At 36.7% G+C, this 22,144-nt stretch carries 22 protein-coding genes and 1 pseudogene; 10 read left to right on the top strand and 13 right to left on the bottom strand.

Features of this window, described 5'->3' with window-relative positions:
• Positions 1–54 precede the first annotated feature (54 nt).
• Genes IO90_RS12920 through IO90_RS12905 form a run of 4 tightly spaced genes read left to right on the top strand, consistent with a single transcriptional unit; the run spans position 55 to position 2,210 of the window.
• The gene (locus tag IO90_RS12920; RefSeq protein WP_034967244.1) at positions 55–897 is read left to right on the top strand and encodes an isoaspartyl peptidase/L-asparaginase; all 843 of its coding nucleotides are present in this window, start codon (positions 55–57) and stop codon (positions 895–897) included.
• A 28-nt stretch (positions 898–925) separates the two neighbouring features.
• Complete coding sequence (locus IO90_RS12915; RefSeq protein WP_131450881.1) at positions 926–1,591, top strand: hypothetical protein; 666 nt, start codon at positions 926–928, stop codon at positions 1,589–1,591.
• Positions 1,592–1,641: 50 nt separating this feature from the next.
• Positions 1,642–1,965 (top strand): DUF2752 domain-containing protein, encoded by a 324-nt coding sequence (locus tag IO90_RS19255; RefSeq protein ID WP_034967237.1) that lies wholly within the window; start codon positions 1,642–1,644, stop codon positions 1,963–1,965.
• Positions 1,962–2,210 carry a hypothetical protein gene (locus tag IO90_RS12905; protein WP_034967234.1) on the top strand — a complete coding sequence of 83 codons (249 nt, stop codon included), beginning with the start codon at positions 1,962–1,964 and terminating at the stop codon, positions 2,208–2,210. The genes IO90_RS19255 and IO90_RS12905 overlap by 4 nt, the downstream gene beginning before the upstream one ends.
• A gap of 506 nt (positions 2,211–2,716) precedes the next feature.
• On the opposite strand, the gene IO90_RS12900 is transcribed toward IO90_RS12905, so the two are convergent.
• Together IO90_RS12900 and IO90_RS12895 are read right to left on the bottom strand one after the other, a co-directional pair.
• Positions 2,717–3,700, bottom strand: coding sequence for a PLP-dependent cysteine synthase family protein (locus IO90_RS12900; protein WP_034967231.1), 984 nt, complete (start codon positions 3,698–3,700; stop codon positions 2,717–2,719).
• Positions 3,701–3,847: 147 nt separating this feature from the next.
• On the bottom strand, positions 3,848–5,077 hold the full coding sequence (locus tag IO90_RS12895) for an ABC transporter permease (RefSeq protein WP_034969116.1): 1,230 nt from the start codon (positions 5,075–5,077) through the stop codon (positions 3,848–3,850).
• Positions 5,078–5,081: 4 nt separating this feature from the next.
• Between IO90_RS12895 and IO90_RS12890 the strand changes: the two genes are divergently transcribed.
• The gene (locus IO90_RS12890; RefSeq protein ID WP_034967228.1) at positions 5,082–6,278 is read left to right on the top strand and encodes an exo-beta-N-acetylmuramidase NamZ domain-containing protein; all 1,197 of its coding nucleotides are present in this window, start codon (positions 5,082–5,084) and stop codon (positions 6,276–6,278) included.
• Positions 6,279–6,328: 50 nt separating this feature from the next.
• Here the strand turns inward: IO90_RS12890 and IO90_RS12885 are convergent, their stop codons facing one another.
• Together IO90_RS12885 and IO90_RS12880 are read right to left on the bottom strand one after the other, a co-directional pair.
• A complete protein-coding gene (locus IO90_RS12885) occupies positions 6,329–6,967 on the bottom strand; it encodes an outer membrane beta-barrel protein (RefSeq protein ID WP_034967225.1) in 639 nt (212 codons plus the stop codon).
• A gap of 92 nt (positions 6,968–7,059) precedes the next feature.
• Positions 7,060–7,503 (bottom strand): 6-pyruvoyl trahydropterin synthase family protein, encoded by a 444-nt coding sequence (locus IO90_RS12880; protein WP_034967223.1) that lies wholly within the window; start codon positions 7,501–7,503, stop codon positions 7,060–7,062.
• 89 nt (positions 7,504–7,592) lie between these two features.
• On the opposite strand from IO90_RS12880, the gene IO90_RS12875 reads away from it, so the two are divergent.
• A complete protein-coding gene (locus IO90_RS12875) occupies positions 7,593–8,057 on the top strand; it encodes a hypothetical protein (protein ID WP_034967220.1) in 465 nt (154 codons plus the stop codon).
• A 25-nt stretch (positions 8,058–8,082) separates the two neighbouring features.
• On the opposite strand, the gene IO90_RS12870 is transcribed toward IO90_RS12875, so the two are convergent.
• The 6 genes from IO90_RS12870 to dnaN form a co-directional block, all read right to left on the bottom strand.
• Positions 8,083–8,928 carry an alpha/beta hydrolase family protein gene (locus tag IO90_RS12870; protein ID WP_034967218.1) on the bottom strand — a complete coding sequence of 282 codons (846 nt, stop codon included), beginning with the start codon at positions 8,926–8,928 and terminating at the stop codon, positions 8,083–8,085.
• Between the two features lie 85 nt (positions 8,929–9,013).
• Entirely contained in the window at positions 9,014–10,372 is a 1,359-nt protein-coding gene (hemN, locus tag IO90_RS12865) for an oxygen-independent coproporphyrinogen III oxidase (RefSeq protein WP_034967213.1), read from the bottom strand.
• A gap of 296 nt (positions 10,373–10,668) precedes the next feature.
• Positions 10,669–13,065 (bottom strand): phenylalanine--tRNA ligase subunit beta, encoded by a 2,397-nt coding sequence (pheT, locus tag IO90_RS12860; protein WP_034967210.1) that lies wholly within the window; start codon positions 13,063–13,065, stop codon positions 10,669–10,671.
• Between the two features lie 110 nt (positions 13,066–13,175).
• Positions 13,176–13,448: a Txe/YoeB family addiction module toxin gene (locus IO90_RS12855; protein ID WP_034967207.1), complete on the bottom strand. Its 273-nt coding sequence runs from the start codon at positions 13,446–13,448 to the stop codon at positions 13,176–13,178.
• Complete coding sequence (locus IO90_RS12850; RefSeq protein ID WP_034967203.1) at positions 13,445–13,678, bottom strand: hypothetical protein; 234 nt, start codon at positions 13,676–13,678, stop codon at positions 13,445–13,447. The genes IO90_RS12855 and IO90_RS12850 overlap by 4 nt, the downstream gene beginning before the upstream one ends.
• A gap of 124 nt (positions 13,679–13,802) precedes the next feature.
• Positions 13,803–14,933 (bottom strand): DNA polymerase III subunit beta, encoded by a 1,131-nt coding sequence (dnaN, locus tag IO90_RS12845; protein WP_034967199.1) that lies wholly within the window; start codon positions 14,931–14,933, stop codon positions 13,803–13,805.
• Between the two features lie 115 nt (positions 14,934–15,048).
• Here dnaN and IO90_RS12840 point away from each other — a divergent pair, with 115 nt between their 5' ends.
• From IO90_RS12840 to coaD (IO90_RS12830), 3 genes are all read left to right on the top strand, one after another.
• On the top strand, positions 15,049–15,414 hold the full coding sequence (locus IO90_RS12840; RefSeq protein WP_034967196.1) for a diacylglycerol kinase: 366 nt from the start codon (positions 15,049–15,051) through the stop codon (positions 15,412–15,414).
• A gap of 248 nt (positions 15,415–15,662) precedes the next feature.
• Positions 15,663–16,646, top strand: coding sequence for a D-alanine--D-alanine ligase (locus IO90_RS12835; RefSeq protein WP_034967192.1), 984 nt, complete (start codon positions 15,663–15,665; stop codon positions 16,644–16,646).
• Positions 16,647–16,701: 55 nt separating this feature from the next.
• Entirely contained in the window at positions 16,702–17,175 is a 474-nt protein-coding gene (coaD, locus tag IO90_RS12830) for a pantetheine-phosphate adenylyltransferase (protein WP_034967188.1), read from the top strand.
• 93 nt (positions 17,176–17,268) lie between these two features.
• On the opposite strand, the gene IO90_RS12825 is transcribed toward coaD (IO90_RS12830), so the two are convergent.
• A complete protein-coding gene (locus IO90_RS12825; RefSeq protein ID WP_228374687.1) occupies positions 17,269–17,733 on the bottom strand; it encodes a hypothetical protein in 465 nt (154 codons plus the stop codon).
• A gap of 97 nt (positions 17,734–17,830) precedes the next feature.
• Entirely contained in the window at positions 17,831–20,038 is a 2,208-nt protein-coding gene (locus IO90_RS12820) for a DUF11 domain-containing protein (RefSeq protein WP_034967180.1), read from the bottom strand.
• A 258-nt stretch (positions 20,039–20,296) separates the two neighbouring features.
• On the opposite strand from IO90_RS12820, the pseudogene coaD (IO90_RS12815) reads away from it, so the two are divergent.
• Positions 20,297–20,682: pseudogene (coaD, locus tag IO90_RS12815) on the top strand (pantetheine-phosphate adenylyltransferase); the annotation flags it as partial.
• A gap of 50 nt (positions 20,683–20,732) precedes the next feature.
• On the opposite strand, the gene IO90_RS18785 reads toward coaD (IO90_RS12815), so the two are convergent.
• Positions 20,733–22,133 carry a S41 family peptidase gene (locus IO90_RS18785; protein WP_051878656.1) on the bottom strand — a complete coding sequence of 467 codons (1,401 nt, stop codon included), beginning with the start codon at positions 22,131–22,133 and terminating at the stop codon, positions 20,733–20,735.
• Positions 22,134–22,144 lie beyond the last annotated feature (11 nt).

Below are 22,144 nucleotides of genomic sequence, written 5' to 3'. Positions count from 1 at the left end.
AATTCTTTGTCAGTCTGAGGTTCTCGAAGACAAATAAAAACTAAAATTCCATTTATGAAAATAATCATCCACGGCGGTTTCTTCTCCGAAAGTAATCAAAGCAACGAAGTGAAATTGGCAAAACAGAATTCACTGAAAGCCGTTGCGAAAAAGTCTTATGATTTCCTTCAAAACAATTCTGCTTTTGACACCGTTGCTTATGCCGTTTCTCTTTTGGAAGATGACGAATTGTATAATGCCGGGATTGGTTCGCAGATCCAAAGTGATGGCGTGATCCGAATGAGCGCTGCGATTATGGATGGTGAAACGCAGAAGATGAGTGGCGTGATCAATATTCAGGATGTGAAAAATCCAGTCTTTGTTGCTAAGGAATTAATGAAAGAAGACGACCGTGTTCTTGGCGGAAACGGTGCGAAAAAATACGCAACCGAAAATGGCTTCGAAGACTTCTCCACCGAAATCCCACAGCGAAGAAAAGAATACGAAGAAAAACTGAAAACCGGAGGCAAAGGAACTGTTGGCGCTGTTGCGATTGACAAAAAAGGAAAATTGGCAGTTGCAACTTCCACCGGCGGAAAAGGTTTTGAAATCCCAGGAAGAATCTCGGATTCTGCGACTGTGGCAGGAAATTACGCCAACCAATTTTGTGCGGTAAGCTGTACTGGCGTTGGTGAAGATATTGTCAGTAATGCCACCTCAGCGAAAATAGTAACTCGAGTTACAGACGGACTTACTATAGAAAATGCCTTCGACAGAACCTTTGAAGAGTTGAAGGAAATCGATGGTTTTGCAGGCGCGATTGGGATTGACTCTGAGGGAAATATCTTCCATCAAGATTCTTATCCTACGATGGTTTTCGCGAGTTTTGATGGGGTGGATTTTGAGGTTTTTGGGTAATTTTATTATTAATCTCAAAAAATATTCTATGAAAAATATCTTCTTTTTAGTATTTCTAATTTCATCGATGTCAACGGCACAAAACAAAAATAATAGCATTGATGTTTTGGTGAATGAAATGTGTAATAATTTTAAAGAGAATAAAAATCTCGCAGATTCTACCCGAATAAAAATCTTGAATGAAAAATTCATTTGGCCTACTTTGAAAAATCAGTCTGAAGACAACGCGTCTGAGATTGGTAATCAAATTTATTTTAGATTACAAAAAAACTGTCAAGAATTCAGAGAATACTTATATCGAGTAGATCCTCCAAAGGATGATAATTGGATGCGACTTGATGCGAAGCCTTCCATTGAAATTACTGATAAACAAATTGAAACATTTAAAAACATAGATAAATTTCATTACTATGAATATGCTGGTGAAATAACAAAAGTTCAAACAGACAATAAGTATTGGACTGAAACTTTCTCAGACGGAACTTTTTCAAAGCTCCATTATAATTGGATTACTACTAATTCATTTGAGTTGATTTTTGTTGAAAGTAATAACAAGACACGAAAAAACTTTAGTAAAAAAGGTGATATATACAATTATCAAGTTATTAGCAAAGAAGATAATTACTATTGGGTACTAGTCGAAATTCCGAATCAATCCGAATTATTAAAGTTTAAATTATTTACTGAAGATTAAGTATTTACTTAAGGTTAAAATATCAGTCGTAGAACAATTTAATTGAAAAGATGATCTACAAAAACCAAGAACTCAAAAATGCGATTTTGATTGTCTGGCAAGTCTCTGCAGTTGTATCAATTTTAATCTTATTGGTTTTATTTTTTGTAGATGAGCAAAAAATACTGTCACAACTTCCGGTGTGTGAGGCTCGGAAAAAGGGATTAGAATGTTTTCTTTGCGGATCAACTCACGCTTTTATCGAACTTAAAAAACTGAATTTCGGAAGTGCTTTCGCCTTTAATAAGTTAAGTCCGTTTATGTTTGTTTTATTAATCTTAAATTCGCTTTTCTTTTTAAAATATTTATTCAAAAACTATAAAACAAAACTATGAAAACAGCAAGTCTGGTAATGGGAATCTTAGCGATATTCGGAATGCTTTTCGGATTCATTCCTTGTTTGGGAGCGTTCAACTGGATCAACATTCCATTTTCAATGATCGGATTGGTGATCAGCATTGTAGCTTACGTGCAAGAAGATAATCTACCAAAAGGAAACGCCATAGCTGGCATCGCAATGTGTGGCGTGGCGGCGTTTTTCGGATTCATCAGATTGATTTTGGGTGGTGGAATTTTGTAACTTATTTTTCAAAAATTAACGACGTGTGAATTTTTTGAAAATATTCTTAATATTGGTAAAACATTGAACTCCTACAGAGCTCCGTTTGATAACCAAACATTTTCTACAAACATATTGCTCCTCTGGAGCATTTTTCATTTGTGAATTTTAACAAAAAAATTGATTGTAAAATATCTCTCAATAAAATTGCTCTTTTGTAACACATCTCTATTGGATAAATTTAAAATTAATTTAAACCATATTCTACTTAAAATTTCACTATTAAAATGCTCTGTAAGAACAATGTGTTTGTAGAAAAACAATATTAACTAAGCTAAATCGCTCCGTATAATGGTATCTTTTTGTCATATTTAATAGTAGAATTCATATTATTGAGAATTTAGATTGAAAAAAAAACTATACAGCGAAAAAGCGGATTAGACAAGACTCCTTTTGACAAAAAAACCGCTTTGCTTCAAAAAACTAAACGGTTTTATCATTTATCGTTGATGATCTATCATTTATCTTTACTCCAGCCAACCCATTTCCTTCATCCAATCATCGTTGTAGATTTTCCCAACGTAACGGCTTCCGTGATCGTGTAACAAAACGACTATCACATCGTCTTTTGTGAACTGGTCTTTCATCTGAACCAGAGCAGACATTGCACTTCCCGCAGAATAGCCGCAGAAGATCCCTTCTTCTTTTGCCAATCTTCTTGCGTAGATCGCACCGTCTTTGTCCGTCACTTTTTCGAAATGGTCGATGACGCTCATATCGTAATTTTCTGGAAGAATATCTTCGCCAATACCTTCTGTAATGTAAGTGTACGCGTGATTCAAATGGATCTCTCCGGTTTCGTGGATCTCTTTCAAAATAGAACCGTAAGTATCAACACCAATGATTTTGATGTCGGGATTTCTCTCTTTGAAGAATGTTCCACAACCCGTCACCGTTCCTCCTGTTCCGGCTCCAGCTACAAAATGCGTTAATTTTCCGTCTGTTTGTTCCCAGATTTCTGGCGCTGTACTTTCGTAATGCGCTAGTCTGTTGGAAAGATTGTCGTATTGGTTTACGTACCAGCCATTTTCCGTTTCCTTAGCTAGTCTTTTTGAAACTGAATAATACGAACGTGGATCAGTAGGTTTTACATCTGTTGGACAAACGATTACTTCTGCACCAACGGCACGGAGAATATCACATTTTTCTTTGGATTGTTTGGAATTGGTCACGAAGATGCATTTGTAACCTTTTTGAATTGCGACCAAAGCCAATCCCATTCCTGTGTTTCCGGAAGTTCCTTCGATGATGGTTCCGCCTGGTTTTAGACGACCGTCTTTCTCAGCATCTTCGATCATTTTGAGGGCCATTCTGTCTTTTACAGAATTTCCCGGATTCGTCGTTTCAACTTTTGCCAAAACCAAAGCTGGAAAATCTTCTCCCAAAACTCTGTTGATCTTGACTAATGGTGTGTTACCGATTGTTTCTACGATATTGTTGTAATATTTCATAATTATATAATTGATGATTGATAAATGATAGTTGATAAATGATGATCGATAGTTAAATGATTGAAGCTGATTGAAACTGATTGAAGAATCATTTATCATTCATCTCATCATTCATGGGTTATCATTCACTTTTATCATTTAATTTCTCTAGCTGTACTTGATGGCTCTAACTGGTGAGATTTTACTGATGAGATAACTTGGCAAGATCATCGCTATTCCTGAAACAATAAAGATGCCGACTGAAACTGCAATGATGTAAAGTGGGTTGAGATCCACGGGAACGGTGCTGATGAAATAATTTTCGGGATCTAATTTTATGAATCCTGTATATTTCTGAACCAACAACAATCCAATTCCGATGATGTTTCCTGCCAATAATCCAGGAATCATAATCATTAATGTATAATTGATGAAGATGGATCTGATCTGTGCATTGGACGCTCCCATTGTTTTCAAAACCCCGATGGAGTTGGTTCTCTCGATGATCAAAATAAGGAGAATCATAATCACATTGATCACGACCACAATGAGCATTATGGCAATGATGAGCGAGATGTTTACATTGAAGATATTGATCCAATCCAAAATCTGCGGATACTTTTCGGTCACTTTTTCGGCGTAATTTTTATAGCCGATGTATTTTTCTATCTCGGGGAAAACTTGGGCCATTTTATCTGTGTCTCCGAGAAAAATATCCAATCCACCAACTTCTTTTTCGCCCATATTCATTACTCTTCGGACGTGGTTGATGTCGCCGATCATATAGAGATCGTCCACGAGTTTGATGTCGGTCTTATAAATTCCTTTGACCAAGAATTTTCTGTAAATTGGTTTTTGGTCTTCTTTTGAGAAAATGGTGACGATGCTGTCATTGGCTTTCAGAGAAAGGTCGTTTGCTATTTTTTCTGATAAGATGATCTCGTTGTTATAGCCATCTTCTTTGAAATCCGGAATAGATCCCGACGTTATGAATGGTTGAAATCTGGCTTTGTCAAAATCCTTTCCAACACCTTTCAGAATGATGCCGGCAAAGTTGGTTTCCGTTCTTAGAATACCACTGACTGAAGCGTAAGATTGCAAACCTGCAACGCCCTCGATGTTTTTCACAGCTTTGATATCCAATCCGTTCGTCTCCAAAACCGAGGAATTGTAGGAAGAGTTGGAACGCGTGGATTTGACAGAAATATCGCCACTGAAATTGGAAATCCTGTCTTCTATCGCCTTCTTGGAACCCAGACCTGTAGAAATCGTAATCAAAGAAACAATGATGCCCAATGCCACGGAAAGCCTGCCAATATAGACGATGACTTTCGAGAGATTATTTTTGTTATCTTTGGAAAACGCTATCTTTTTCGAGAAATATAACGGAAAATTCAAATCTATGATTTTAAGTCCCAAAAATAAAACTTTAGTTTTTATCCTGCTAATTTATTTTAGTTCAATCCCATTTATCAAAGCGCAAAGCAAAGTAAAAGACTACTTTGCCACTGCGACGGACAGACCCGAGCTCTATCTTCCACTTCTTAAAAATAAAAACGTCATCGTTGCCGCCAATCAAACAAGTCTTTTGAAAGATAAGAAACACCTTGTGGATTTTTTGGTTGAAAATAATGTTAAAATCAAATCCATCTTTGCACCCGAGCACGGTTTCCGGGGAACTGCTGACGCTGGCGAACATGTGAAAAGTGGCGCTGACAAAAAAACAGGTTTGCCAATTGTATCACTATATGGTGACAACAAAAAACCAAAAGCAGAATATCTTAAAGGCGCTGATGTCATTTTGTTTGATATTCAGGATGTTGGCGTTAGGTTTTATACTTACATTTCGACTTTGTCCTATATAATGGAAGCGGCTGCGGAAAATAATATCGAAGTCATCGTCCTCGATCGTCCAAATCCGCACGACGGCTACACAGACGGACCAATGATGCGTGACAAATGGAAAAGTTTTATTGGACTACATAATGTTCCCGTGGTTTATGGACTCACAATCGGTGAGTATGGTAAAATGGTAAACGGAGAAAAGTGGCTTAAAAATAATGTCACAGCAAAATACACTTTGATCCCGATGCTTAATTATCATAAGCAAAAAAGATATGGCGTTTCTGATAAACCTTCGCCAAATCTGCCGAATGACAAATCCATCAATCTCTATCCAAGCCTTTGTTTCTTTGAAGGGACACAAGTTTCTGTTGGACGAGGAACAGATTTGCCTTTTCAAATCTATGGAAGCCCGTGGACGAAAAGTTTTCCTTATCAATTCACGCCAAAACCAACTGAAGGTGCAAAAGATCCTTTCCTGAACGGGAAATTATGTTACGGCGAAAACCTCAGTCAATATTCTAACGATTTGCGACAACTGAATCTCGAATGGCTTTTGAAATCCTACAAAGATTATAAAAATACACAGCAGGATTATTTCTTAAAAAATCTCTTCTTTGATAAATTGGCAGGAAGCGATGAATTGCGAAAACAAATGATTGCCGGAAAATCTGAAAAAGAAATCCGAGAAAGTTGGAAAAATGACCTTCAAAATTTTGAAAAAATAAGACAGAAATATATCGTATATCCTAACTAAAAAAACCTCGCGATTTGCGAGGTTTCTTGTTTTATCTGAATTTGTAAAAATTACTTTGTACCAAAGTTTTTAGAAATACCTACAGTAACTCCTTTTCCGAATCCAAAACCAAATGCATTGGATTTGATATCAGTATCTTTTACTTTTTCGTTAGTATAGCCTAAACCACCAATATTAAAGTTAAGACCAAAAGAATTTTTGAAGTTGATGAATAGATTTGGAGTAAACAAAACTCCATAACCAGTAGTTTTAGATTCTGAATAATTTACAACTGGCCCTGGGTTATTAATTGGTGTTGTTCTTTTTCCATTAGATGCAAATAGATCTAATTCTCCAAAAACAGCAAAAGTTTCATTCAATGGGATTGTATATCTTCCAAAAACACCATATTGGAAAAAGTTTTCTTTAGTTTCAAGGTCTGAATTAAAACCTGATGCATTTATTGTTGAGGTTGCTTTCAAAGTATTAATTCCTAATCTAACCCCCGCAGTAAAATTATCTGTAAATTGATATCCAACTTGAGGTGTAAAAGAAAATTGATCACTTTTTTGTTCAGCATTGAACGTTGAAGTATTATTTGTAGTTTTATCAGTAGTGTAAGAAATGTTACCTCCAACTAAAACTGTATTTTTTTGAGCGTTCATTGCTCCGAAAAGTGCTACTGCACCAAGAACTAATAATTTTTTCATAGTTTGTTAAATTTTAGGGTGCAAAAGTATTAAAATTTATTAATACACCAAATAATCAACAAAAATATATCAAAAAATTATTGATATGGAAATTAGTTTTCTTCAGCCAGCCATTCGCCGTAAGAATTTTCGGTTTCGTGAAGTTTGAGATAGGCAAGTTGTACTTCGGATGGAAGTTTGGATTTAATTTTCGAAGCGATATCGTAGAGCATATTCTCGCAAGTTGGCTGGTAGTCACAAAATATCACTTTATGACCTTGATTTTCTAAAGTCTCGCCAAGAGATTTGTGAGGTGAAACACCGTTTATCATAACAGCGTGATCCCAAAGATCGATAATTTCTTCTTTCACGATTTTCTTGATATCGCCAAAATCTACAACCATTCCGTTCTTGTGATCGTCCAGATTGTTGATGGGATTTCCTTTTACCGTAACGAATAATTTGTAGGAATGGCCGTGCATATTCTTGCATTTACCATCATAATTATAAAGTACGTGAGCTGTTTCGAAAGTGAAAATTTTGGTAATCCTAATCATTCTGCAAAGATAATCAAAAATCTGTTTTAATATTTTGCCGAAAAACTTTTGCAAATTCGTATTTTTGCAAGCAAAGACACATTATTAAAATGAAAAAATCACTTCTATTCTTAAGCTTAATCTCATCTGTTTATTTTTATTCTCAAGACTTCTCAGGCATCAACAAAATCCTTGAAAAGATCGAGCAAAAAGGAAAAAAAATGAAAGATGCCAGCAACTACGAACTCAAAGGCAAAAAATTTGTGATGGTAGAGGATTTTGAAGATCACGCAGAACGTCACATTTTGGAATTCAATGCTGATGGGACTTTAACGATGATCGAATTGATCGATGACAAATCCAGCGGAGAAAGCTTTTCCAATATTTTCACTGGCGATTATATCCGAAAAAGAAACGCAATTTCCGTGAGAGCCAACTTCTTGGAAGGTAAGAAAATTGCAATGCCAATTTCCATCAATCTTTATCTAATGAATGCCAGCGACATTTGGTATTTGAAAGATATCAACAACAACAAACGTTGGATTGAGAACAATAATTTGGTTAAAAAGAAGTAATTTGCTAATGGCTATTGGCATTTTGCTATTTGCCTTGAAATTTATCTTCCTTAAGAAAATCAATACAAATCTCTAAGGCTTCATTAAGTTCTTTTGGAAGGATATTTTCTTCCCAAGGTTCCTTTGCTCCAAAGGTATGATTGGCATTTTCAATGGTTTTGAATTGGGAATTCTTTACCCAACTATGAAGGTTTTCAGAATGTTCGATATTTACAGATTCATCATTTGCACCGTGAATAATTAATGTTGGAATTTTTAAACTCTCAGAAGCTTTTTCCACATCCAATCTCTCCTTATTATTTTGATAATCCTCGAAGAATTGAAAATAATGAGGCATTTTTTGTTTGGTTCTGGCGTTTTCGATAAAATATACGCCATCTTTTTTCCAATTTTCAAAGGCTTCATTTTTCGGAAATCTATCAAGCGTTGAAACACTTGCAAGCGTCATTAATTTGGTAATGCTTTGATTTTCCGAAGCTTTAACAATCGAAATTCCGCCGCCTCGGCTGTGACCCAACAACATTATATTTTCAGCATCGACTTCTTTTTGATTTTTGAAATGATTGATAACAATTTCCAGATCATCTAATTCTTTTGAATAATTATTTTGCCCAAAAGCTTCCAGATCGCCGAAGCTGTTTGGATCTTCGATCGTGGTTCCATTATGCGACATATTGAATTTGACAAAATAAAATCCTGCATTCGCCAACTTCTCTCCCATCAATTCCCAAGTTCCCCAATCTTTGTAGCCTTTGTAACCATGAACAAATATTATTAGAGGGAGCTTTTCTTCGGATTCAGGAAAAAAGGCATCCGCCAAGAATTCTCTTTCACCTTTTAGAACAATATTTTTTTGTTTGATTAAGTTCATAATTGAAGAATCGTAAAATTGTAAATCTGTTCTTAAACAGAATCAAGAAGTCTTTTATCTTTTCTCTATTATCTCAAAGTCTGTATTAAATCGTCATCGAAAAAATCCGTGTTTCCGGTTTGTTCCTCAACATTCTGAGATCAAAGACCATCGCGACGTTTCTCGTGAAAGCCCTTCCTTTTTCCGTGATTTTGATTTGATTTTCTGAAATTTCTACCAATCCATCAGATTCCATTTCTTTCAGTTTTTCAATGGAATTCTCAATCTCTGGGAATGAATTCTGCAAATCCCAACTGGTTTCCAGCTGACACATCAGATTTAAAATATGTTTTCTGATATTCAGATCCTCTGCGTCCAAAATATGACCTCGAAAAACAGGAATTTGTCCTTCTTCCACCAACTTCTGATATTCCTCCACCGTTTTAACGTTCTGAGCAAATGCATACCAGGAATCTGAAATCGCGGACATTCCCAAACCAACCATCAGCTGGGTTTTGCTGGATGTGTAACCCATAAAATTACGATGAAGTTTTTTCTGAATTTGAGATTGATAAAGATCATCGTGTTCCAAAGAGAAATGATCCATCCCAATTTCTATGTATCCAAGATCTTCCAACAGTTTTTTTCCGTCTTCGTAAAGTCTTCTCTTTTCGTCGCCACTTGGAAGGTCATTTTCGTCGAAACCACGTTGTCCAACACCTTTTACCCACGGCACGTGCGCATAAGAATAAAAAGCCAATCGGTCTGGTTTCAATTCCATCGTTTTACGAATGGTGAATTCCATTGCTTCCCAAGTCTGATGTGGCAACCCGAAGATCAGATCATGACTCACGCCTTTGTAGCCAATTTCTCTTGCCCAATTGGTCACATTTTCGACATTTTCAAAAGGCTGAACTCTGTTGATCGCCTTCTGAACTTTTGGATCGTAATCCTGAACACCAAAACTAACTCTCGTAAATCCTAGATCAAACAAGGTTTGAAGATGTTCACGGGTTGTATTATTCGGATGACCTTCAAAGCTGAATTCCTGATCTTCGGCAATTTCTACCGTATCAAAAATGCCTTGTAAAAGTGTTCTCAAATTTTCTGGTGAGAAGAAAGTCGGAGTTCCGCCTCCAAGGTGAAGTTCTTTCAGTTTTGGTTTGTGATCGAATAATTCCAAGTACAATTTCCATTCCTTCAAAACGCTTTCCAGATATGGAATTTCTACAGAATGTTGCTTCGTAATTCTCTTGTGACAGGCACAAAAAGTACAAAGCGCCTCACAAAAAGGCAAGTGAATATAAATGGAAATCCCTTCCTCAGAATTGCTTTCCGAGAAAGATCTTATCACTGATTTTTTCCAAAGATCTGCGGTAAAACCCTCCTCATTCCAATAAGGAACAGTTGGATAAGAGGTGTAACGCGGACCAGGAATATTGTATTTGTCAACTAAAGAATTCATTAGGGCAAAGTTACAAAATTTGAGTTTGGAATGAATTTGAATTAGGATGACTTTTGATTGGTAGTTTCTATAATGGATGTCCAAATTTCTATAAAACGACAAAGTCCATAGCCCCGATAGGAACGGCATCCTTTTTTGCTTTCTGGTACAATCTTTCTTTTGATGACAAACCTTCTGAAAGCAAAAAAGATATAGTGGATAGCGGGAAATAGCTCCTAAAAAGTTTTTAAAGAAAAAACCCAGCCATAATTGGAAACTATGACTGGGTTTTTATGTATATCTAATATTTTTTTATTTTATCTCAATTCTGCGTTCAATTCCTTTGTGAAGGACTTGATAAGCGAGTTCATTACTTCTGTGATGTCTTTGTCTTCCAAGGTTTTTTCTTCGTTGAGGAGTTCAAAACTCATCGCATAGGATTTTTTGCCTTCTGGAAGATTTTTGCCTTCGTAAACATCGAAAAGGTTGATCTTCTTGAGGAAAGGCGACTTGTTCTTCTTCGCCAACTCGTACAATTCTGAGTAAGAAATCGTCTTGTCCACCAGCAACGCAAGGTCTCTTCTGATTTTGTTGAATTTTGGAATATCGACAAATTTCAGGTTTTCGTTGCTTCTGAAAGACTGGCAATTTTCCAGCTCGATCTCTGCGTAGAAAACGTCTTGGCTGATGTCGAAATCCTTTAACAATTGTGGGGAAACCTTCCCTAATCTTGCCAAAGTTTTCCCTTCTGCCGAGATTTCCAAAGCGTCGGAGAAACGTACGTCTTCCAAAGCGGATTCGTGAAGGTCAAGGTTTAATTTTTCCAGAAGAATTTTCACGTAAGCTTTCAAATGGTAGAAATCTGTCGCGCTTTTTGGCTGAAGCCAGTTCTCTGCAACTTCTCTCCCCGTTGTCAGGATCGCCAATTGTTTTCTTTCTTCGTACTTCTCTTTTTTATGATAGATTTTCCCTAATTCGAAAAACTTGATGTCGGCTGATTTTCTGTTGATATTGTAGATCGCATTTCCCAAAAGTCCTTCCAGCAAAGACTTTCTCATAAATGCCAGATCGTTGCTCAATGGATTCAACAACTTTACCGCATCGGTCTCGTCTTTCACAGAAGTCAATGAATTGTTCATCACCTCGTTAAAGCCATTGCCTTGCAAAGTCCTTGCCCAAGCGTTTTCCAAAGCATCCTGGTCTTCAAAATCCAATTTCACCGGCGTGAATGAGATTTTCTTTGGTGCTTCGATCTTGTTGTAACCGTAAATTCTTAGAACTTCTTCGATGACGTCAATTTCTCTTGTGACATCGGCTCTGTAAACTGGAATCGATAATTCCAATCCGTTTTGAATTTCGTTGAGAATTGTAATTTCCAAAGATTTTAAAATCTCTTTGATTTTCTCTCTGTGAATTTTAGTTCCAAGAATCTGATCGATTTTCGAATATCTGAAAACGACGTAATGGTCTTTGATCTTCTCTGGATAACTTTCCAAGATCTCGCCAACCAATTTTCCGCCAGCCAATTCCTCGATCAACTGGATCGCGTGTGTCAAAGCGGTTCTTGCATTGTTCGGATCCACACCTCTTTCGAAACGGAAAGATGCATCGGTATTGAGTCCGTGGAATTTTGAAGCTTTTCTGATCGCTACCGGATTGAAGTAAGCACTTTCTAGAAATATCGTTTTAGTGTCAGAAGAAACACCACTTTCACTTCCGCCAAAAACGCCGGCGATGCAAAGCGGATTGTCTTTTCCATCTTTGATGATGATCTCGGAACCGCTCAAAGTTCTTTCCACACCATCCAAAGTTTTGAATTTTGTTCCTTCCTGAACTGTTCCAACTTTCACGACCTTGTCTGCAATTTTGTCTGCGTCAAAAGCGTGAAGCGGTTGTCCGAGGCCGTGAAGAATGTAATTGGTAATATCTACCACGTTATTGATCGGCGAAAGTCCGATGGCTTTCAATCTTGCTTTCAACCAATCTGGAGAAGTTTTCACTTCTACATTTTCGATCACTGCACCCAAATATCTTGGTGTAAGTTCAGAGTTTTCTATTTGTAATTTGAAATCGTGAGAACCTTCAATATTTAAAACTTTGGATTCGATTTTTGTGAATTCTGATTTCAGGTTATTGGAAACCAAGAAAGCCTGCAAGTCTCTGGCAACGCCGTAATGCGACATTGCGTCGGTTCTGTTGGGCGTCAGTCCGATCTCGTAGACCTCATCGTTTGTCAATTCAAAATAGTCTGCGAAATTCTTTCCAACTTCGAATTTTTCTGAATCCAAAACCATAATTCCGCCGTGATCATCGCTTAAGCCCAATTCGTCTTCTGCGCAGATCATCCCTTCGGAAACTTCGCCACGGATCTTTGCTTTTTTGATATCGAAAGAAGTGCCGTCCTTTGCATAGATCTTAGTTCCAACCACTGCAACAGGAACGGTTTGTCCTTCAGCAACATTTGGCGCACCACAAACGATCTCTAGAACTTTTCCGCCAACATCGACGGTTGTTTTGTTGAGTTTATCTGCATTTGGATGTTTTTCGCAAGTCAAAACTTTGCCAACAACGATTCCTTCCAAGCTACCCTTTACGCTTTCGAATTTATCTACGCCTTCCACTTCCAGACCGATGTCTGTAAGATACGCACTGATCTTCTCGGTAGAAAGTTCAGTTTTGATATAATCCTTAAGCCAATTATTTGAAATTTTCATTATTTATATTATTGTCGGAAGTCAGAAGTCTGATGTCCGAGGTTTTATTTTAATTTAATATTTTTCAGATTTGAATCTTCAAATCTCTTTTTTTATTTTAAAGCTGTATTCTACTTATCATCATAATGTCCCCAAGCCGAAAGAAAAAGAATATCATCAGATTCTATCTCATAAACCAAACGATGTTGTTTGTTGATTTCGCGAGACCAAGTCTCAACTTTTCGATGTTTAAGCTGTTCTGGTTTTCCCGTTCCAATTCTAGGATTTTCTAGACATTCCGTTACAAAACGTTCGACTTTTGAAAGCAACTGTTTTTGTCCTGATTTTTTATGTTTTTTCAGGTCTTCAACAAATTTTTCGGTATAGTTTACAGAAAAACTCATAATGAATCAAAAAAATTCTTGACCTCGTCTTTTGATTTCAGCACCTTTTTGCTCTTGCTTTTCTTTGATTCATCAAGCATTTCATCAAATTCCTTACGAGAATATTTTATTTTCTCAGCTGAATCTGAAGCATTTTCTTTTACCTTAAGCTTTTTAACGCCAAGCGCTTTTAAAATTGTGCGGATTTTTTCAACTTCGGATTTATCCGCTTCAAATGTAAACGTTGTCATATTCCGTTATTTTTAGGTTTAAAAAAATATTTATTAAACAAAATTTGAGATTTGAATCATCAAATCTCAAATCTTATTATTTATAAAATTGATAAATAATCATTCATCAATTATCATTTATTATTTATAATCCAATTACTGGCATTGACAGCATCAGGATACTTTCGTTTTCCTCCAATCCGTCAACTGGTTCTACGATTCCTGGTCTGTTTGGCTGAGACATTTTCATCGTCACATCGTCAGAAGCCAAAACGGATAACATCTCTGTCAGGAATTTTGAACTGAAACCGATGTTGATATCATCTCCATTGTAATCACAAGGAATCTGCATATCTGCCTTGTTTGCGTACTCTGTATCTTCTGCGTGAAGGTGAAGCACATTTCCGGACAATTTGAATCTTACCTGATTGGTAGATTTGTTTGACATAATAGACGCTCTACGGATAGAACTCAAAAGTAGACCTCTGTTGATGGTCAAAACATTTGGATTTTCTTTCGGGATCACTGCGTTGTAGTTTGGATATTTACCATCTATCAAACGACAGATCCAAGTGTTGTTTCCAAAAGTGAATTTCGCCATATTGTCGCTGAATTCGATCAACACATCTTCCGTTGAATTGTTCAGTATATTTTTGAAGATTGCCAATGGTTTTTTCGGCATAATGAATTCCAAAGTCTCAGGATGCGTGACATCTGTTCTTTTGTAAACCACCAATCTGTGAGAATCTGTGGAAACAAAATTGGTCTCATCTTCCTTGAATTGAAACAAAACACCAGTCATTACCGGACGAAGAGAATCATTACTCGTCGCAAACAAAGTGTTCGCCAAAGCTTCTGCCAAAACGCCACCAGAGATGGACACTTTTTGAGACGCATCGAACTCCGGCAATTCCGGATAATCGTCCGCATTGTCTAGCGCTACTGCAAAGTTATCTTTCTCATCCAAGATCTCCAGCACGCTCCCGTTTCCGTCTTCGGAATCTTTCACGGCCAAAGTCAAAGGTTGCTCGCCGTAAGTCTTCAGGAAATCCTGAAAAATCTTACCTGGAACTGCTATTTTTCCTTTGTCATCTGACTTCACCTCGAGAGAAGTGATTAGCGTTGTTTCGCCGTCTGATGCGGTAACAGTCAACAAGTTCTGATCTAACTCGAAAAGAAAATTCTCCAAAATCGGTCTGGACTGTGAACCGGAAATCACACCGCTAACGGTCTGTAAAGCTTTTTGCAAATCGCCACTGGCAACAATAAATCTCATAAACTGTATTTATTTCAATTCTACAAAGATAATGAATTTGATGTGATTTTAAAAGCTGTATTTATTTAGTTATTAACAATTTTTAGATTTATCTATCTTTGTTGATATTATTCCGATGAAAAAACCGCCATTTCATAAAAGTGTTCAGTTCACAATCCGTGGGATTCTGTGGATTTTGAAGAACGAGCGCAATTTCCAAATCCATATTTTGGGATTGATCATTAATCTTTTTCTGATCGTTTATTTGGGACTTTCAAATTTTGAAAGTGCACTGATCATTCTGGTTTCGTTCTTCGTCTTGGTGACGGAAGCCTTGAATACTTGTGTTGAGAAGATCTGCGACTATATCCAGCCGGAATTTGATCTGAGAATTGGAATTATTAAGGATTTGGCTGGCGGAGCGGTTTTGCTGGCGACTATTTCTGCAATCTGTATTGGAGCTTTGGTTTATTGGCCTTATTTGAAGTTGTATTTTTATTGATATAAATTTGTTTAACACAAAGGCACAATATTCTTTTAACATTTGATTGCTTTTAAGGCACGAGGAAAATCAGAGATTTTTATTTAATGAAATTAAACTTTGTGCCTTAAATAAATCAATAATTATAAATGATTTTGTGCCTTTGTGTTTTTTTGATTTCATATTAAGTTTATATTTTAAAAATTAGAAAAGATTTAATCCTATTTTTTACATAAAATTTTTACATTTGTTTTCAATATAATTCTAGAATGAGCAAAAAAAACATCGCCGTCGTAATGGGCGGATATTCTGATGAATACAAAGTTTCTCTAAAAAGTGGCCAATTGATTTTTGATTCTTTGGACCGTGAAATCTATAATGTTTACAAAGTGGTCATCCTGAAAGATGAATGGTATTTCCTCGATGAAAACGATCAAAAAAAACCAATCAACAAAGCTGATTTTTCTGCCAATCTAGGTAATGGAGAAAGTCTGAAATTCGATGCTTGTTTCAATATCATCCACGGAACGCCTGGCGAAAACGGAATTCTACAAGCTTATTGGGACGCAGTAGGACAAAAATATACAGGCTGTGATTTCTATCAAAGTGCCCTGACCTTTAACAAAAAAGATACCTTGGCAGTTCTTTCAAAATACGGAATTCCATCAGCAAAAAGTATTTACCTAAGAAAAGGCGAAGATATTTCTGATGACAAAATCGTGGAAGAACTGGGACTGCCACTTTTCGTGAAGCCCAATCAAAGCGGTTCTTCACTCGGAATTTCGAAGGTCAAAGAAAAAAGCGAATTGAAAAATGCACTTGAAATCGCCTACAAGGAAGACGACGAGATCCTAATTGAAAGCGCTTTAAACGGAACCGAGGTTTCTGTGGGCGTTTTGGATTACAAAGGTGAAGTCATCGTGCTTGGAATTACGGAGATCATTCCTGACAAAGAATTCTTCGATTATGAAGCAAAATATGAAGGCGCTTCCCAGGAGATCACGCCTGCAAGAATTGACGAAGAGACGACGAAAAAGGTGGAAGAGATATCCATCAAAGCTTATAAATCACTTGGAATGAGTGGATTTTCGAGGTCAGAATTCATCATTGTGGACGGAATTCCTTACCTTTTGGAAATGAATACAAATCCTGGATTTTCGCCGGCAAGTATCCTTCCGCAACAAGCGAAGATCTACGGAATCTCCATCAAAGACCTTTGTGGAAGCGAAGTTGAGAAAGCTTTAAATAAATAATTATAAATTAGCCAGAGAAAAGTCTTTGGCTTAATTTTTTTTAAATCTGAAATAAATGAAAATTGCTGTTTTCCCCGGATCGTTCGATCCCATCACACTTGGACATTATGATATCGTAGAGCGCGCCGTTCCGCTTTTTGACAAGATCATCATCGCCATCGGAAAGAATTCTCAGAAAAAATATATGTTCTCTCTGGAGCAACGCAAGGAATTCATTAGAAAAACCTTCGAAAAATTCCCTAATGTTGAAGTCGATGATTTTGAAGGATTGACCATCGATTATTGTAAAAGTAAAAACGTGAATTTCATTTTGAGAGGCTTACGAAATCCCGCCGATTTTGAATTTGAAAAGTCAATTGCCCAAACTAACAGAGCTTTGACAAGGGAAAATACCATTGAAACAATCTTCCTCCTGACATCTTCAGGCAAATCCTACATCAGTAGTAGCATTGTTCGCGAAATCATTTCTTATGGTGGAAACTATGAGATTATGGTTCCAGATGCAGTGAGAGTTGAGAAAAAACCATAAAATATAGTTCTTTTGAACAGTAAAGCAAAAATGAGTTAAATTACTTTTTAACTCATTTTTTAATATATATTATATTCAATAATTATTTTTATTCTAAGGCTTCCAAAAAGACCATGAAGTTCCATTATAAACAGCTAGTTGGCGTGCATTAGTATCATAGACCATCATGCCCGCTGCAGGTTTATTAATTCTCAAATGAGGACTGGCAACTTTCGGAAGAACCATCGCCTTATTGTTGTCTGTCAATACAAGAATTCCGTTTGCACCGTCCACTGAACCAATTGCGACTTTAGAAGTGGTATTTTCAGTTTTGTCACTTCCTTGTATGGAAAGATCTACTGTTCCAATAGTAGCGGAAGTACCATCATCCTCACTAAGACTTACCCAGGTGTTATTGTTCTTAAGATATTTCACCTTATAATCAGAGACGTCATAAATGATAGTTCCCTCTTCTTCAATTCCGCTTTTGTTTTCAACGTATGGGACAATCAGTCCACGGTCTTCTGTATTTCCGAATTCTAATGAAACGGAAGTATTGGACACATTATTTTTTCCCATAGCCACTTGGCTTTTTATTGAGTCATTGATAATAAGCGTAGCTATTATTACAATTGTTTTTTTCATAATTTCATTTATGTTTTTATTTTATGATTTTCTAAAAATTTATGTTTTTTGTTTCACCAGGATCAGCAGTAACATTCACCAGTATGGTACATTCTTTACCGTTAAGAGATATAGGGAAATAGTAACCGCCACCACCATAAGTAGAGTTACCCGATACAGTTAGTATTAAATTGCCATTTCCATTAGATAAACTACCTGCTGCAAGCACTGCTGTTAGACCGTTTGTTCCTGTGGATGAAAAAGATTGTTGCGAATAGGACGATCCGTCTCCATTGTAATATGGAATTGATATTGTGAAATTGACATTAGGATCGAGATGAGTATCTCCATTGATAATAACATCACTACAATCAAGTGAAAACTGTTGCAGATCCGGACATGCCTGGGTCGTTATACAATACCATCCAAAAGTATTACCATTATCTGCAGAAGTATACAGTTTCATACACTTATTAGTGATGTCATAAACCATCATACCCTCTATGAAGTTGGCGGATGAGATATTCACAGGAACATCTGGTGTTGCTGGATTGTTATCTACATCTGAAAAAGGAACTCGATTCAATACAAAACCTTTACTTTTAGATTCTAAAGCCAGCCAGCCGCCTTTTCTAACCATCGGCCAATTATTGGCATCATCCCCAGCTCTCCCTAAAGAACTGATGCCAATCTTAGTCTCAAGTACTTCACCGGTAGTACTGCCAGGTTTATAACATGAACCTACCGAAACTCTCGTTACACTAGAAATAGTACTACAAATTCCATCTCCCTTTATAACTACATAGTAGTAAGTTGTATTTGATCCTGTGGGTGCAGGAGGCGTATAACTTGCGGAATTAGCTCCCGATATAAGTGTTCCGTTGATATTTGAATTGATGGTATTACTATACCATTGGTATAGTAGAGGTGAGTTTGTATTAAACTTACTTGCTGTTACAGTGATTGCAGTTGGTGACACACCAGTAGGTACCGTTTGAGTTACTGGGCTGATAGAGCTGATAACAGGGGAATCATCATATCCGTAGGTAACTACATTTTGGCTGTCCCCTAATATCAGACCACGTGGGCTATCAGGATATGAATTTGTGGCGGACCCATCTCCAAAAGCTGAATAACGGAACGTGTAGGTCTGACCTGGTTGCATGCCAATTGGTACCGTTGGAGATCCGGCACTGGAGGTGAAAATCTGCGTATTGCCATGTGGTTTTAACCACCAACCTGAAGTAACGGGTCTTAGATTACCGGTGTTCCAATTTACATATTGGTGTGACACGATCTTTGAAACTCCAGGTGCAGTGGGGTAATTCCCTATTTCAATAGCGAACCTCCCTAATTGATTTAGGCTACCATCTTCTATTTTTGTTGTGAATACATTATCGGTATTATTAAAACTTAAATCAGTTTCGCTGGTAGAATTATTTGCGGGGAGCGAGTTGTAAAGACTACCGACACCATCAGTTCTTGGAACCAGCATCAAACCTGATCTGCCTAAGGTCGAACTACTACCTTGGGTAAGTGCCTGCCAGCGGTTATCAACTCCGTATTGATTGTTGAGGTCAGAGTAAGCTAGAGGTAATGTAAAAGAATTCCCTATACCAGGTATTGCCACTCCACTTGCAAGTGCATAGACTAGGTTTACGTTACCGCCATTGATTCCTACCACATTGCTTGGCAATGCCAATGTAGCATTAACATCTAGCTTATATGTAGTGGTAGCACAGGGTGTTACAAAGATGCCCGTACTGATTGAAGAATTGTTGTTAGTCGTATTAGAATCTCCAGGATGCTCTACTGTTGCGGTATTTGTAACAATCGTTTCAGGTGTATTGCCTGATGTTCCGCTAATTGTAAACGTGATACCGCTACCTTCTGGAAGTATTGGGATGACAAGACCTGTCCCCTGTAATCCAGTTAACGTTAAGCTATTTGGACAAGATGCTGATCCTCCAGTTCCCGCGCCCGCTGTACAGGTTATACCCGTGGCTGTAAAGTTAGATGCTACAGGAAACTTTATGTTTACATTAGATGCAGTGGTCGATCCATTATTTGTGACCAACAATGTATAGCTAAGGGGCGATCCTGGTTCAATACTTAGTGGTCCTATCAGATTAGTCCCAATATCTACTTGGGCATAAAAATTAATTCCTAATAGCAACATAGGAATTACCTTACATAGTTTTAGTGTTAAACATTTAAAATGTTTAAAATGTTTAAAATGTTTAAAATAAAAATTAATCATCTGTGTTTGTTTGTGTTAAGTTAAATTATAAAAAAATTGCCTAAACGATAATGAGATCAACTCTACTCATTGAGACATAATGTTATCAAGGAGGTAGAAAATTAGATATATGTGTAGTAGTATAAAAAAAAAGATATCCCAAGCAAAAATGCGAGGAATTTGAGAATATTTCGAAATCATTTGTTTGTTTACCTTTCATAGATTGACTAGAATTGGTATGCAATTATACAATAAAATAAATAAAAAAACAAATATTGGAAAATCATCATCGCCATTGGAAAGGATTCGCAGAAAAAAATATGTTCTCTCTCGAGCAACGCAAAGAATTCATCAGAAAAACCTTCGAAAAATTCCCTAATGTGGAAGTAGATGATTTTGAAGGATTGACCATCGATTACTGTAAAAGTAAAAACGTGAATTTCATTTTGAGAGGCTTACGAAATCCAGCCGATTTTGAATTTGAAAAGTCAATTGCCCAAACCAACCGAGCTTTGACAAGAGAAAACACGATTGAAACAATCTTCCTTTTGACGTCTTCTGGCAAATCGTACATCAGCAGTAGTATTGTGCGGGAAATCATCTCTTATGGCGGAAACTATGAGATTATGGTTCCGGATGCAGTGAGAGTTGAGAAAAAAATATAAAAGAAAATCCTGAATATTTACGATTCAGGATTTTTTGTTTTTATATAAAACTAATTTTCTAAATAATCGGTTGCAAATTGTGTCCAATCTTCCACCGATTGATCCAGATAAATATCGGGTTGAATTCCGATGTTATCAATTGGATATTCCGGCAAGCGCATCGCCTTGTAAGTTGGCAGTAGAAGCTGATAATCCTGACATCCAAAGTCTGTATAAATTGCATTTCCATAGTCCAAAGCGCCGTAACTTGGGATTCCCATAATTTTTACCTTCTTGCTTTGCTTGGCAATATAAAGCAAATATTCCGCGGAACTTCCTGTCCATTTGTTGGCAAGAATGACGATATTTTTTGGACTTTTTGGTGCGATATCTATTTTTTGGATTCGATTCAATCCGCCTTTTTCATCATAATTAAAATAACGTCCCAGGTTTTCTTTCACTTTAGCAATTTGATTATCAACCACTTCTGTTGATTCATCTTTACCAAGGTTCTTTTTATATTTTTCCAAACTATTGAGGAAAGTCTGACTCGCTAAGAACTCAACGCCAGTATGTTGGATTGATTTTCCAGAAATGTAAGGCAATAGTTTTTGATATGCATCCGTTGTTCCACCGCCATTTCCTCTAATATCGATGATGAGATTTTCGCTGTTTTCTAGCAAAGCTTTATTGTCATCAATCAGTTTGTCGATTTCTTTTACAAGATGGTGTTCAAAACTTGGTAATTTCAGAATTGAAGTTTGCTCCGACACTTTTTTAAAACTAAAACCTATCAAGTCTTTCAATCTTTTCTCCTGCTGTTCAAAAGCGACACTTGGTTTGGAAATCTCCTTTGCTAATACGACATCTATCTCATCGAAGAACAAAATGTTTTTATCGAAGAACTTATATTTTCCATATTTTTTGGATTTATCTCCTAACAAATATTCAAATTTTTGATCGGAGAATATTTTAAATTTAACATCGCCAGCTTTCCAGGAATTAGAAGCAGATTCAATGATAAAACCGACATATTCATTCGCATTTGTTTTCTTAATTCCGATTTTATAACCGTCTGTTGACCAAACACCTTCCAAGTCATCGTTAGACTTAACTATTTTTTTCTGAAAATCTTTAATGTCAATATTTAGTTTTTCAGCAGAACTATTATTTGCATTTGCAAAAGGCCGATTGTTCATTCCTACCCAAAGATGCGGATCTTTGAAAAAATCGGTGTACTTCTTCATTGTTTTTTGACAAGCCAGATCATCCGAACTTTTGGATTGATTAATTAGGTTGGTTTCAAAATCATTGTAAGATTCTTTGTCCTTGGTTTTATCTTCAAAACCTGGATAATTGTTCTCTATCTTGTTAATCAATTGATTTAATGCCTGACTGCAGTTGCATGTGGTTTCTTGAGCAAAAGTGAAATTTGCGAACAAGACTGCCGTTAAAAAAAGTAATCGTTTCATTATATCTAAAT

Origin of the sequence: Chryseobacterium sp. FH1, assembly GCF_000735135.1 — a bacterium.
Taxonomy (GTDB): domain Bacteria; phylum Bacteroidota; class Bacteroidia; order Flavobacteriales; family Weeksellaceae; genus Epilithonimonas.
The sequence above is the reverse complement of the archived record's forward strand: the minus strand, read 5'-3'. Positions and strand labels throughout refer to the sequence as shown.